Here is a 13,732-nt window from a genome sequence, read left to right as displayed (position 1 = left end):
TGAAAATGTTGTGGGAATTGAGCTACGCAAGTAGGAAAAAATGGTTATTTTTGTAGGAAATTGTTGCGTTCGACAGTGTTAGACATCACGACGACAATCCCCGTAGACTGCGCCTTTCAAGCCTCACAGGTGCCTTATGGAGTTTCTTGCCGAGTACGCAAGTTTTCTAGCTAAAACCGTCACCCTGGTGGTCGCCATTCTGGTGGTTCTCGCCAGTTTTGCCGCGCTGCGCAGCAAAGGGCGTCGCAAATCTGCCGGCCAGTTGCAGGTCAGCAAGCTCAATGATTTCTACAAGGGCCTGCGGGAGCGCCTGGAGCAGACCTTGCTCGACAAGGACCAGCTCAAGGCCTTGCGCAAATCCGAAAGCAAGGCTGAAAAGAAGAACAGCAAGAAAAAACCCGAGGCCAAGCCACGGGTGTTCGTGCTGGATTTCGACGGCGATATCAAAGCCTCGGCCACTGAAAGCCTGCGCCATGAAATCACCGCGCTGCTGAGCCTGGCCACGCCCAAGGACGAAGTGGTGCTGCGCCTCGAAAGCGGCGGCGGCATGGTCCACAGCTATGGCCTGGCGTCGTCGCAACTGGCGCGTATCCGCGAGGCCGGCGTGCCGTTGACGGTATGCATCGACAAGGTTGCGGCCAGCGGCGGCTACATGATGGCGTGCATCGGCGAGAAGATCATCAGCGCGCCGTTTGCCATCCTGGGCTCGATTGGCGTGGTGGCGCAGCTGCCCAACGTCAACCGCCTGCTGAAGAAGCACGACATCGACTTCGAAGTGCTGACCGCCGGTGAATACAAGCGCACCCTGACCGTGTTTGGCGAAAACACCGAGAAGGGCCGGGAGAAGTTCCAGGAAGACCTGGACATCACCCATCAACTGTTCAAGAACTTCGTGTCGCGCTACCGCCCGCAGTTGGCCATTGACGATGTGGCCACCGGCGAAGTCTGGCTCGGCGTCGCGGCGCTGGACAAGCAACTGGTAGACCAGCTGCAAACCAGCGACGAATACCTGGCCTCCAAGGCCAAGACCGCCGAGGTGTTCCACCTGCACTATGCCGAGCGTAAAAGCCTGCAGGAGCGGGTAGGCCTGGCAGCCAGCGGTTCGGTAGATCGGGTGCTGCTGACCTGGTGGAGTCGCCTGACCCAGCAGCGTTTCTGGTAACAGATCAACTGACTGGCGAAGATCAAAATGTGGGAGCGGGTTTGCTCGCGAATGCGGTGGATCAGTCACACATGTATTGACTGACACTCCGCATTCGCGGGCAAGCCCGCTCCCACATGGGTTTGTGGTGGTCAACTCACCGAGTTGGTAGTGAAGCCTGCGGCACCGCTGGTATTGGATGGCGCATCAGTGTCCCCACCACAAACGCCCCCAGCAATCCCAACAATCCGGCCACCCACAACACCACGCTGAACCCGCCGACAAATGCCTGCCGCGCCAGTGGCTGCACCATCACCCGCGCCGACTCAGGCAGCAGCGCCATGGCCGCCGGCATATCACCTGCTACCACCCGTGACGCAATCCCCGACACCTGTTCTTGCCACTGCGTGCCCAGGCTGGTGTGCAGCAACTGTTCGCTGTGGCTGCTCAACAATGCCCCGTACACCCCGATCGCCAACATGATCGCGCTGAAGCGCATGGTGGTACTCATGCCCGACGCCATCCCGGCACGGTCCCGTGGCACGCAGGCCATGATGTTTTTCTGGGTGTCGCCGTTGAGCAATCCGGCGCCGGCCCCGGTGACGGCGATCGCCAGGGCGAAGGGCAGGTAGCCGCCGACATTCACCGCCCAGGCACTGAGCAGGTTGCCGCAACCCACCAGCGTGAGCCCTGTGGCCATCATTGTCGCCGGCGCAAAGCGACCGGCCAGGCGTGCGCCAATCCTCGGGCACACCAGCATGGTCAAGGCAAAAGGCAGCATGCCCAATCCGGACGCTATCGCAGAAAAACCCAGGCCGTTCTGCAGGTAGAACGGCAGCAGCGTCATCATCACCTGGGCGCAGCCGGCGTAGGCGAACATCCCCAACAGCGCACCGATGAATCGTGGGTGCCTGAACAGCTGCAGGTCCACCATGGGCCGCTGTTGCAGGCGTTCGGCGAGCACAAACAAGCCCAGCAAAGCGATGCCGCCCAGCAACCGGGCGTAAGTCAGCGGGTTGTCCCAGCCGATGCGGTTGGCTTCGATCAGGCCCCAGATCAAACACAGCAGGCTTGCGCTGAAAGCGAGACTGCCCCAAGGGTCCAGCCGCGCCGATTGGCTGTCACGCGAATGCGGGATGGCATGCACCGACAGCGCCATCAAACTCAGCCCGATGGGCAAGTTGAGGTAGAAAATCCAGCGCCAGCCCAGGTACTGGGTGATCAAACCGCCGAGGGTCGGCGCGGCGGTCATCGCCACGCCCATGCACGCGCCCCAGAACGCCCAGGCCTTGGCGCGCTCCACTTCGTCATGAAAGGTGTGGCCGATGGAGGCCAGTGCAGAAGTCAGCAACAAGGCTGCCCCAACACCTTTGACGGCCCGGGCGATATCCAGGAACAACGCAGTCGGCGCCGCACCGCAGCCGAGGGAGGCGAGGATGAAAATGCTCAGGCCCCAGATCAGGCTTTTCTTGCGCCCGAAGCGGTCGGCAATGCTCCCTGCCGGCAGCAACAGCGCGGCAAAGGCCAGCATATAGGCGCTGACCACCCATTCGATGTCGGCAAAGTTCGCCCCCAGGTCCCGGGCGATGCTCGGGAGGGTGACGGCGACGATATTGGTGTCGAGCACAATCAGCGAGCAGACCCCGGAGGCGGTCAGCAGCGTGAGGCGTGGGCTGACGTTGCTCATGGCTGCACCGAACCGACCGCCGCGAGGGCGATCTCGTCGTCATGGGCCGGCGTATCGGCGCTGATGCCGATGGCGCCGACCACCTGGCCTTCAAGGATGATGGGCTGGGCGCCTTTCATCATCAACAGGCTGGCCGTGATGGCCGCCGGACGGCCGTTGTTGATGGCGTTTTCCAGGTCACCGGAGGGCCGCTTGAACAGCGCTGAAGTGCGCGCCTTGCCCTGGGCCAGTTCGATGCCGGCCACCACCGGGGCTCCATCCATGCGCAGCGCCAGGATCGGCCAACCACCGTCGTCGACGATTACCAGGGCGCAGGGCCAGCCCTTGTCAGCGGCGACTTTGCGGGCGTGTGCGGCAATCTGCTGGGCCGTCGCCAACGTCAGGATTGCCTTGTGGGCAATGCTTGCGGGTGCTTCTGCGGCCAGCGCTGCGGGTAAGGTGCAAAGACCGGCAAGCGCCAGGACCAATGATTTGACGAACATGGAAAAGCCTCTCTACTGTAAGCGTACCGCGAGCTTATCCCCGGCGAGTGGCGTCCTTGTTAGGCGCCATAACGAACTTCATTACCTTTGAGCTAATCCTGTGATGGAAATACGGCATTTCCGCTACTTCCTGGCCGTTGCCCGGCAACGCAATTTCACCCGCGCCGCCGAGCAGTTGGGCATCGCGCCACCGACCCTGAGCCGGCAGATCCAGGACATGGAAAACACCCTCGGCACCCGCCTGTTCATCCGCCGCCAGCGCGAAGTCAGCCTGACCGAGGCGGGTGCCGCGTTGCTGATCGAGGCCGAAGCCACGGTGCGCCAGTTCGAGTTTGCCCAACGCAATGCCCAGCGCGCCGGGCGTGGCGAGATCGGTCATATCGAGTTGGGGTATGTGGCATCGGCGGTGTATTCGGGGCTGTTGCAGCGCCAGGTGCAGGCGTTCTGCAAGGATTGCCCGGATGTGAGCCTGAGCGTGCGGGAAAGTCCCATGGCCGCGTTGCCAGGGCTGGTGGCGGAGGGGCGTTTTGATATTGGCTACATTCGTTCGCCGATGACCTTGCCTGATGGCGTCGACGCGGTGCGCTTGAGCAGTGAGGGGTTTGTGCTGGCGCTGCCTCAGGATTCGTGGCTGCTGGGGTTAAAGGCGATCGGTTGTGAGCATCTGCAGAACGAGACCTTTATCTTGCCCGAGCAGATCAGCGGCACGCTGCATGTGGCGGCGCAGGGCGGTTATGCGCCTCGGTTAGGGCCGCAGCCGGGTGGTTTGGTGGCGGTGATTGCGCTGGTGTCGCTGGGGCAGGGCGTGGCGGTGGTGCCGGAGTCGGTGGTGGGGCATGTGGGGTTGCCGAACGTGGTGTATCGCAGGATTGAAGGCAGCGAGGCGTCGTCGTGGCTGTCGCTGATCCACCGGCGCTTTGAAAAGGCGCCGGCGGTGGCGCGGTACATCGAGCAGGTCAAACAAACTCCAAACCTCCCGTAGCAGCTGTCGAGCCTTGGCGAGGCTGCGTGGCGGTGTGTCTGATGTACCGCTACGCAGCCTCGCCAAGGCTCGACAGCTGCTACGGAGGTGGTAATGGTTGGGTTAGATCAGTCGGGGTTGAACCGAATCCGCCAGCCGCGTCAGAATCAGGCAGCACGACACGGCCCCGGCATCCAGCACGCCCAGCGAGCGCTCGCCCAAGCGGCTGGCGCGGCCGATTTTTGCCACCAGATCCTTGGTGGAGTCGCGCCCCCGCGAAGCAGCACTTTTCATCGCCTCCAGCGCTTCACTGAACGACGCCCCCGACGCATGGGCCTGTTCAAACGCCTCCACCGCCGGAATCAACGTGTCCATCAAACACTTGTCGCCCACACCAGCCTCGGTGATGTCCTGCAACGACGTCAGCCCGCCCCGCAGCAAATGCGCAAAGGTCGCCGCGTCAATCTCCTCGCTGCCCCGCACCTCATCCGCCATGCCGATAAACAGGCTGCCATACAGCGGCCCCATGGAACCGCCGATGCCTTCCATCAGGCTCAGCGTCAACTCGTCCAGTGCTTCGGCCAGGGTCAACTGGCGGCCTTCAATGGTGCGCCCGCAATGGGCGAACCCCTTGGCCATGTTGATGCCGTGGTCGCCATCGCCAATGGCGCCGTCGACTTCGCTCAGGTACTCGCGGTTGGCAACGATCACGCTCACCAGGTCGGCGACGATGGCGCTGCCGTCGTGGGTGGAGAAATGCTGGCTCATGGTTCAGTCCGCCTGGGTCATGCCGATGGAACGGCAGGGTTGGTCGATCAGGGTTTTCAGCTCGGCGTCCAGGCCCAGCAAGGTCAGGGTCACGCCCATCATTTCCAGGGAGGTGAAGTAGTTGCCCACGTAGCAGCGGTGAATCTTCAAGCCCCTGGCCTGCAGCTGACGTTCAACCTCGGCGTAGAAAATGTAAAGCTCCATCACCGGCGTCGCGCCCAGGCCCGAGACCAGCACCACCACGCTGTCGTCCTGGCTGAAGTCGCGGTCGGCGAGGATCGGCGCGAGCATGCGCGCGGCCATGGCTTCGGCCGACTCGATAGGGATCACTTCAATGCCCGGCTCGCCGTGGTGGCCGATGCCCAATTCCATCTGGCCGTCGGGGATCTGGAAGTTCGGCTTGCCCACCGCCGCAATGGTGCAGGGCGTAAGGCCGATGCCGATGGAGCGGCAGTTGTCGACCGCCTTCTGGGCCACACGAATCACTCCGTCCAGATCGTAATGCTGGGCAGCGGCGGCACCGCCGATCTTCCACATGAAAATCTCACCGGCCACGCCACGGCGCTTGGCGATATCGGCCTTGGGCGCGGAGGCCACGTCGTCGTTGGCGACCACGGTGCGGATGCGCATGTCCTTGCTGGCGGCCATCTTCATTGCCAGCTTCACGTTCATGTTGTCGCCGGCATAGTTGCCGTACAGGCACGCCACGCCAGCACCGTGGTCGGCGGCGCGGAAGGCGTCGAAGAAGCTTTTGGCGGTGGGCGAGGAGAAAATCTCGCCGACGGCCACGGCGTCCACCAGGCCCGGGCCGACATAGCCGAGGAAGGCCGGCTCATGCCCGGAACCGCCGCCGGTCACGATGCCCACCCGGCCCTGTGGTGAAGGCTTGGCCTTGCCGATCACCCGTGGATTGGTTTCGTACTGGCGCAGCTCGGGGTGCGCGACCAGAATGCCCCGCAGCATGTCCTCGACCACCTGATCCGGATCGTTTATCACTCGATTCATAACGCGGTTTCCTGTGTTCTTGTTCTGGGTGTGGGAGCCGGGCTTGTGTGGGAGCTGGCTTGCCTGCGATTGCATCGGCTCGGTGTCACTGATAGACCGAGGCGTCTGCATCGCAGGCAAGCCAGCTCCCACAAAAAGCCAAAGCCCGGCTCCCACAGGGTTCTGTGTTATTTAGCAAGTCAGGGTTCCAGGACCACTTTAAGCGACTTGTCCCCGCGTTCCATCACTGCAAACGCTTCCTTGAAGTCCGCCAGGGCAAACTTGTGGGTCACCACGTCGCGCATGTCGATCTTGCGGTTGCCGATGAAGTCGATGGCGCGGGGGTACATGTACGGGCCCAGGTGCGAACCCAGTACGTCCAGTTCCTTGCGGTCGCCGATGATCGACCAGTCCACCGTGGCCTCGTCGTTGAACACGCTGAACTCCACGAAGCGCCCCAGCTTGCGCAGCATCGCCAGGCCCTGGTTCACCGCCTTGTGGTGCCCGGTGGCCTCGATGTAGATGTCGCAGCCGTAGCCATCGGTGATCTCGCGAATCTTCGCCATCACGTCGACTTCGGCGGGGTTCCACACTTCATCGGCGCCCATGCGCAGGGCGAGGGCGGCGCGTTCGGGTTTCATGTCGAGCACGATGAGTTTTTTCGGGTTGCGCATGCGCACCGCGCCGATGATCCCCAGGCCCAGGGTGCCGGCGCCGGCCACCACCACGATGTCGTCGAAATCCACATTCGCCCGTTCCGCCGCGTGCAGCGAACAGGCCAAGGGTTCGATCAGGATCGCTTCATCCGGGGCAATCGAGTCCGGCACTTTGTGGATGATGCCTTCCTTGGTGAAAATCATGTACTGGGCCATGGCGCCCTGGACGTTGTTCTGGAAGCCGTACAGGTCGTGCTTCTGGCACATCCAGTACTGGCCGTGGTTGCAGAAACGGCAGCCCCAGCACGGTACGATCTGCTCGGAAATCACCCGGTCGCCGACCTTCACCCCGCGCTTTTCCGCGCCCGGGCCGAGGGCAACCACGCGGCAGACGAATTCATGCCCGGGAATCATCGGCGGTTTCACATAGCGCGGCTGCTCGGCGTCGCCCCAGAACGACGGCGCGCCGCGGTAGGTCTTGATGTCGCCCATGCAGATGCCGCACAGCTCGACCTTGGTCAGGATCTCGTCGGGGCCGGGCGTCGGCACGTCGACGGTCTCCAGGCGATAGTCTTCGGGGCCGTGGCAGACCACGGCCTGCATGGTTTTCGGAATCACGGGCGACAGTTGTTCGGCGGTGCGTTCGGTAACGGTAGACATGACGATAAACCTCACGACAAAAGATCAATTACTGGATGCTGTAGCCGCCGTCGATCACCACGTTTTCCCCGGTGATCATCTGGGCGGCGTCGCTGAGCAGGTACAACGCCAGCCCGGCGATTTCTTCCGGCTGGGCAAAGCGGCCCGCCGGGATCTGCAATTTGGCCCGTTCTCCCAGCTCGCCGGCCCAGGCCTTTTTGCCCAGGGCGGTTTCAACGATGGTCGGGGAGATGGCGTTGACGTTGATGTGGGGCGCCCATTCCATCGCGAGCACCTTGGTCATGCCGACCACGGCGGCCTTGCTGGCGCAGTAGGCGACGTGACGGTCCAGGCCGATCACAGCCGCCTGGGAAGCCAGGTTGACGATGCGCCCGCTGCCCTGGGCAAGCATGTGCCTGGCGCAGGCCTGGGCCACGAAGAAGCTGGCCTTGAGGTTGATGTCGAGGGTGGTGTCCCAGGCGTTTTCGCTGACGTCCAGGGCCTTGTCCAGCAGGGCGACGCCGGCGCTGTTGACCAGGTAATCGAGGCGCTTGAAGTGATCGAATACGTAGTCGACGGTGCTCTGCACCTGGTCGAGTTGGCGCAGGTCCACGGCGATGCCGATGTTCCCGGCACCGAGGCTGGCGGCGACGTCGGCCACGGCCGGGTCGCGATCCAGCAGGGCCACCCGCGCACCGCGCTCCACCAGCAGGCTGGCACAAGCCAGACCGATCCCGGCGGCCCCGCCGGTGATCACGGCGCAGCGGCCGGTGAGGTCGAAGGCTTGATTCCAGAATCCAGACATGAACATGACTCCATTTTGACAAAGAAAACCACTGTAGGAGCCGGCTTGCCGGCGATGGCGGCCTTGAGGCAGGTGTTGATCTTGAGATCGCCATCGCCGGCAAGCCGGGCTCCTACAGGGAGCGCGCGGTCACTTGCTACCGCTGACCTGCTGATACAGCGCATCCGCATTCGCATTGGTCACCGGCACCCACGGCAGGATGTAGTTCTTGGCCGTGCCGTCACCCCATTTCACGTCCTTGCCATAGCGTTCCCAGATCACCGACTGCGGCTTGTAATCCTTGCCGGCCAACGCCCGCAATGCCACATCCAGCGCGCCCTGGGACTGCGCCTGGGCATCCTGCAGGAAGGTGGTCACTTCATCTTTCTTCGCGGCCTGGATCGCATCCGGCATGCCGTCGATGGAGGTCACCGGCACATCCTTGGATGTCAGCCCATGGGACTTCAATGCCTGCACCGCGCCAAGGGCCATGTCGTCGTTCTGCGCGATCACCCCGTTGATGCCCTTGGGGTGGGCGTTCAGCCAGTCTTCCGTCAGGGCCAGGGCCTGGGCGCGGTCCCAGTTGGCGGTTTTCTTCTCGATGATCTTGATGTCCGGGTGCTTGCCCAGCACTTCCATCTCGCCCTTTTCGCGGTCGATCTGTGCCGACTGGCCAATCGGACCCTGGATGATCACTACGTTGCCTTTACCCTTGAGCTTGTCGACCATGGCCTGGGCCTGGAGGCGGCCGCCTTCCACGTCGTCGTTGCCCACATACGGCACGTTGGCGTCAGCCACCTTGGTGTTGGAAGCGATCACCACCACGTCGTTGCTCATGGCAGCCTTGACGGTGCCGACGCCGGCCTTGGTGTCGATCGGCACGAACAGGATCGCGTCGTAGTGCTGGGTCACCATGTTTTCAATCTGGTTGTTCTGGGTCAGTGCGTCGTAGTTGCCGTCGAATACGGTCAACTGCACGGTGCCGTCCTTGACGGCCGGGTGTTCCTTCAGCTCACGCACCCAGTTCTGCATGAACTGGCCCTTGAGCCCGTACACCGCCGCGCCGATCTTGTAGGTCTTGCCATCGGCAGCCAGGGCAATGCTGCTGGCGAGCAGGGAGAGTGCCGCGACGGCGGCCAGGGAAATACCAACTTTCATGATGAGAACTCCGCTTATTGTTGTAGGTCGTTCAGTTCGGTTTTCGAGGAAAAGCGACTAGCGTTTTTTCTTGCGCCACACATCAATCAGTACTGCGAACACGATGATCAGGCCCTTGGCGACCTGCTGGTAATAGGAGGACACGCCGAGCAGGTTCAGGCCGTTGTTGATCACGCCGATCAGCAGCGCGCCAAACAGCGTGCCGACAATCGTGCCGGTGCCGCCCGACAGGCTGGTGCCGCCGATCACCACGGCGGCAATCGCGTCCAGCTCATAAGAAGTGCCGGCCTGGGGCAGGGCGGAGGTGGTGCGTGCCGACAGCACCACACCGGCCAACCCGGCGAGCAATCCCGAGACCACGTACACCGAAAACATCACCTTGCGCACACCGATCCCGGAGGTGCGCGCACTCTTCTCGTTGCCGCCCACCGCGTACACGTAACGGCCGTAAGTGGTGTAGCGCAGCACCATCCAGAAGATCAGCGCGACCACCGCGAAGATCACAATCGGCACGCCAATCGGACCGATCTTGCCGATGCCCAGCGCCAGGTAAGCGTCCGGTAGATCAGTGATCGGGCTGCCGTCGTTGAGGATGAAGGTCATGCCCCGGGCAATGCTCAACATGCCGAGGGTCGCCACGAACGGCGGGATCGACAGGTTGGCGACCATAAAGCCGTTCACCACCCCGAGCATCGCCCCGGCGAACATCCCGGCGCTGACCGCTGCCAGCACGCCATAGCCCTGGGTTGCGACCATGGCGCTGCACAGCCCGGCGAATGCCAGGATCGAGCCCACCGACAGGTCGATGCCCTTGGTCAGGATCACGTAGGTCATGCCCACGGCGAGGATCCCGTTGATCGAGGTCTGGCGCAGGATGTCCATCCAGTTGCGCCAGGTCATGAAGTATTCGCTGGCGAAGGCCATCACCAGGCACAGCAGGATAAACACCAGCGGCAGGCCGAAGCGGTCGAGGGACAGGCGCAGGCGGCTGCGCGGTGCGGTGGTGATGGGGGCGGCTGCAGGTGTAGAAAGTGATTTGGCATTCATGAGGCAAGACTCAACAAGGCTTCCTGGGAAAGGGCGGTATCGCTGCTGATGGTCACCAGCCTTCCGCCTTTGAACACGGCAATACGGTCACTCAGGTGGAGCAATTCAGGGGCTTCGGACGACACCACAATCGCCGCGCCACCGGCGCGCACGAACTGGTCCAGCAGGTGATAGATCTCCTGCTTGGCCCCCTCATCGATGCCCCGGGTGGGCTCATCGCACAGCAGGCAGATCGGCTGGGTCGACAGGCATTTGGCGAGCACCACCTTCTGCTGGTTGCCGCCGCTCATGGATTCCACCGGCAGGTCCAGGGAGGTGGTCTTGATCTGCAGGCGCTTGACCATGTCCTGGGCCAGCTGGTTTTCCTCGCGCGCATTGATCAGCGACCAGCTCGACAGCTGCTTGTACGCCGACAGCGCGATGTTCGAGAGGATGCTGCCGCTGAGCACCAGGCCGCTGTCCTTGCGGTCTTCGGTGACCAGCGACATGCCGGCCTGGATCGTCGCCTTGGGCAGGCCGATGGGCATCGGCTTGCCTTGCAGGGTCACGCTGCCGGAGTCTGGCGTGGTGAGGCCGTATATGCAGTTGAGGAATTCGCTGCGGCCCGAACCCATCAAGCCATAGATACCGAGGATCTCGCCCTGGCGCAGTTGCAGGCTGATGTCCTGGAACTCGCCGGCACGGCTCAGGCTGTCGACATCCAGGCAGCATTCGGCGGCGCATTCACGGCCCACCTTGTGATCGATGCGGGTCAGTTCCTGGCCGACGATGCCGCGCACCAGGTGGGCGCGGTCGATATCGGCCATGCGCCCGGTCTCCACAAAGGCGCCATCGCGGAAGATGCTGTAGTCGTCGGCAATCTGTGCCAGCTCACTGAGGCGGTGCGACACGTAGACGATGCCGGCGCCACGTGCGGTGAGGCGGCGGATCGCCTTGAACAGGGTTTCGGCCTCGCGTTCGCCGATGGCCGAGGTGGGCTCGTCCATGATCATTACCTGGCAGTCGTGGCTGAACGCCTTGGCGATCTCCACCAACTGGATCTGCGCCACGCTCAGGCGATGCATGGGGCTGGTGGCGTCGACGTCGAATTCCAGGCTTTCCAGCAATTGGCGAGTGCGCCGGTTCAATTCCTTGCTGTCGACGATGCAGCCGGCGCGGCGCGGTTCGCGGCCCAGCCAGATGTTTTCGGCGACGGTCATGTAGGGAATCGGTTCAAGTTCCTGGGTGATCATCGCGATCCCCGCCGCCAGTGCTTCGCTGGGGCGGTTGAACTGAACCGGTGTGCCGTTGAGCAGGATGGTCCCGGCATCACGCTGGGTGATGCCCATCAGGATGCTCAGGAAAGTCGATTTGCCTGCGCCATTGCCGCCGCACAGGGCGTGGACGCTGCCGGCCCGCAGAGAGAGGCGCCCCTCACGCAGGGCAGGGATCCCGGCGTAAGCCTTGGCGACGTGTTCAGCCTGGAGCAGTAATGGCGTGGCCATCGGCGTGTCCTCGTGCTGTGAATTCTTATTAGGTCGCACAGTCATGTTTCGCTGTGAGCATATGTGTATCAAATGAAATTCTGATCAGTCAATCTCTTTCACTGAAAAGTTGTAAATGGACGGATTTGCGCAAAGTGTGCCGGTTTAGAGGGCTTTGACTGTGAGGTCAGCTAAATCCTGCTTGACAGGGCGCCTGGAATATCCGAGAAATGACTGAGCGAAATTTCATTGAGTGATCATATGATCATTCCCCAGCACCCAAAACGGCAGCGGAGCCAAACGCCATGAACACACCTTTCCCGGTGGCTATCGGATGCGATGAAGCGGGTTATGAGCTCAAAGAACTGTTGAAGCGCCATATCGAGGCACTGGGTTACCCGGTGACCGACTTCGGCACCCACTCCACGGCGCCGGTGCTGTACCCGGACATCGCCCTGGCGGTGGCCACGGCGATCAATGCCGGCGAACAGCGGCTGGGCGTGTTGGTGTGCGGCACCGGCATCGGCATGGCCATCTCGGCCAACAAAGTCCTGGGGATTCGTGCGGCCCAGGCTCACGACACCTATTCCGCGGAGCGGGCGCGCAAGAGCAACGATGCGCAGATCCTGTCCATTGGTGCACGGGTGATCGGCGCGGAACTGGCCAAGAGCATCGTCAAGTCGTTCCTGGAGTCGGAGTTCGAAGCGGCGCGTTCCGGGGCCAAGGTCGACCGCATCAACGCGATCGAGCGTGACGGGCATCAGTAGTGGACGGAACGGGGCAAGAGTCGGGAGAATGTGCCTTTGACACCGAAACGGAAGCCCGTGCCCATGAGTGACAGTACCCAGCGCATCGCCAGCGACATCGACCTGATGACCGAAGTGGCGATGCTCTATTACCTTGAGAACGTCACTCAGGAAGCCATCGCCAAGCGCTTCGACCTGTCCCGTGCAAAAGTCAGCCGCCTGCTCAAACGCGCACGGGATGAAGGGATTGTCGAAGTGCGGGTGTTGCAGCACCCGGCGATGAACAACGAGCTGGAACAGGCGCTGGTGGATCGCTTCCAGCTGGACCGCGCCTTGATCGCGGTCGACCACAGCGACCCCGACACCCAGCGTTCGGCGGTTGCGAGCCTGGTGGCCAACTACCTGAACAAAACCCTCAGCGATGGGATGATTGTTGCGGTTGGCATGGGCCGTAACGTCGGCGCGGTGGCGGATAACGTGTTCCTGCCGGTGACTCGCAACTGCACGTTTGTGTGTGCCATTGGTGGTTCGCTCAAGGCTGGCGAATATATGAATCCCGACCATATCTGCCGGCGCCTGGCCCTGCGGTTTGGTGGCGAGAGTGAAAGCCTGTATGCGCCGGCGCTGGTGGCTAATCCGGAGTTGCGCGGTGTGTTGATCAGCAACGATACCGTGCGCTCGACCCTTGACCGTGCTCGCCGTGCCGACATGGCGTTGATTGGTATTGGCGACATGAGTGAAAACAGCAACATGGTGCGCATGGGCTGGTTTTCACCGCAGGAAATCGCCCAGGCGCGGTTGTCCGGCACGGTGGGGGACATGATGGGGTATGACTTTATCGACATTCACGGGCAGCCTGCGGTCAACGCCATCCAGGGGCGGGTGATCGGGTTGACGGTTCAGGAGTTGTTCCGGATTCCGGATGTGGTGGCGATTGCCAGTGAGAATACCAAGGCGGCGGCGACGCTGGGGGCGTTGCGGTCGGGGGTGATCAATACCTTGGCGACTACGGTGACCAATGCTCATACGATTTTGGCGTTGGATGATGCGACGCGTAAAAGCTGACACGCACGATAGATCAGTGTTTTTGTGTTGGGGGGGCATATCCGTTATTTAGGTAACGGCGTCTATTGGTTCCGCTCTTACAGCGGCTCACTTTTGAACAGCGCAAAAGTAAGCAAAACGCTCTTGCCCCACCACTCGGCACCTCGCTTGG

13 protein-coding genes are annotated in these 13,732 nt (G+C 62.3%); 4 read left to right on the top strand and 9 right to left on the bottom strand.

Translation table 11 applies throughout. The features are described 5' to 3' along the window. Positions 1–136: 136 nt before the first annotated feature. Complete coding sequence (gene sohB / locus V3W39_RS13245) at positions 137–1,162, top strand: protease SohB (RefSeq protein ID WP_177042440.1); 1,026 nt, start codon at positions 137–139, stop codon at positions 1,160–1,162. Positions 1,163–1,298: 136 nt separating this feature from the next. On the opposite strand, the gene V3W39_RS13240 is transcribed toward sohB, so the two are convergent. Further along, positions 1,299–2,828 (bottom strand): MFS transporter, encoded by a 1,530-nt coding sequence (locus V3W39_RS13240; RefSeq protein ID WP_330212740.1) that lies wholly within the window; start codon positions 2,826–2,828, stop codon positions 1,299–1,301. Beyond that, the gene (locus V3W39_RS13235) at positions 2,825–3,310 is read right to left on the bottom strand and encodes a GlcG/HbpS family heme-binding protein (protein ID WP_330212739.1); all 486 of its coding nucleotides are present in this window, start codon (positions 3,308–3,310) and stop codon (positions 2,825–2,827) included. The genes V3W39_RS13240 and V3W39_RS13235 overlap by 4 nt, the downstream gene beginning before the upstream one ends. A 103-nt stretch (positions 3,311–3,413) precedes the next feature. On the opposite strand from V3W39_RS13235, the gene V3W39_RS13230 reads away from it, so the two are divergent. Next, positions 3,414–4,292: a LysR family transcriptional regulator gene (locus V3W39_RS13230; protein ID WP_177042438.1), complete on the top strand. Its 879-nt coding sequence runs from the start codon at positions 3,414–3,416 to the stop codon at positions 4,290–4,292. A 102-nt stretch (positions 4,293–4,394) separates the two neighbouring features. On the opposite strand, the gene dhaL is transcribed toward V3W39_RS13230, so the two are convergent. The 7 genes from dhaL to V3W39_RS13195 all read right to left on the bottom strand — a co-directional run bounded on the left by dhaL (position 4,395) and on the right by V3W39_RS13195 (position 11,791). Then, positions 4,395–5,039 (bottom strand): dihydroxyacetone kinase subunit DhaL, encoded by a 645-nt coding sequence (gene dhaL, locus V3W39_RS13225; RefSeq protein WP_177042437.1) that lies wholly within the window; start codon positions 5,037–5,039, stop codon positions 4,395–4,397. A 3-nt stretch (positions 5,040–5,042) separates the two neighbouring features. Then, on the bottom strand, positions 5,043–6,044 hold the full coding sequence (locus V3W39_RS13220) for a dihydroxyacetone kinase subunit DhaK (RefSeq protein ID WP_177042436.1): 1,002 nt from the start codon (positions 6,042–6,044) through the stop codon (positions 5,043–5,045). Between the two features lie 179 nt (positions 6,045–6,223). Next, the gene (locus V3W39_RS13215) at positions 6,224–7,339 is read right to left on the bottom strand and encodes an erythritol/L-threitol dehydrogenase (RefSeq protein ID WP_008434653.1); all 1,116 of its coding nucleotides are present in this window, start codon (positions 7,337–7,339) and stop codon (positions 6,224–6,226) included. Between the two features lie 28 nt (positions 7,340–7,367). Next, complete coding sequence (locus V3W39_RS13210; RefSeq protein ID WP_177077064.1) at positions 7,368–8,123, bottom strand: SDR family oxidoreductase; 756 nt, start codon at positions 8,121–8,123, stop codon at positions 7,368–7,370. Between the two features lie 129 nt (positions 8,124–8,252). Beyond that, positions 8,253–9,260, bottom strand: coding sequence for a substrate-binding domain-containing protein (locus V3W39_RS13205; RefSeq protein WP_169388881.1), 1,008 nt, complete (start codon positions 9,258–9,260; stop codon positions 8,253–8,255). Between the two features lie 57 nt (positions 9,261–9,317). Then, a complete protein-coding gene (locus V3W39_RS13200) occupies positions 9,318–10,307 on the bottom strand; it encodes an ABC transporter permease (RefSeq protein WP_010172022.1) in 990 nt (329 codons plus the stop codon). Continuing rightward, positions 10,304–11,791, bottom strand: coding sequence for a sugar ABC transporter ATP-binding protein (locus tag V3W39_RS13195; RefSeq protein WP_330212738.1), 1,488 nt, complete (start codon positions 11,789–11,791; stop codon positions 10,304–10,306). The genes V3W39_RS13200 and V3W39_RS13195 overlap by 4 nt, the downstream gene beginning before the upstream one ends. Before the next feature lie 284 nt (positions 11,792–12,075). Here V3W39_RS13195 and rpiB point away from each other — a divergent pair, with 284 nt between their 5' ends. Together rpiB and V3W39_RS13185 are read left to right on the top strand one after the other, a co-directional pair. Then, positions 12,076–12,537 (top strand): ribose 5-phosphate isomerase B, encoded by a 462-nt coding sequence (gene rpiB, locus V3W39_RS13190; RefSeq protein WP_003215716.1) that lies wholly within the window; start codon positions 12,076–12,078, stop codon positions 12,535–12,537. Positions 12,538–12,600: 63 nt separating this feature from the next. After that, a complete protein-coding gene (locus V3W39_RS13185; RefSeq protein WP_017479041.1) occupies positions 12,601–13,581 on the top strand; it encodes a sugar-binding transcriptional regulator in 981 nt (326 codons plus the stop codon). Positions 13,582–13,732: the final 151 nt, after the last annotated feature.

The sequence above is a fragment of the Pseudomonas sp. Z18(2022) genome (assembly GCF_036346535.1).
Lineage (GTDB): Bacteria > Pseudomonadota > Gammaproteobacteria > Pseudomonadales > Pseudomonadaceae > Aquipseudomonas > Aquipseudomonas yamanorum_A.
The sequence above is the reverse complement of the archived record's forward strand: the minus strand, read 5'-3'. Positions and strand labels throughout refer to the sequence as shown.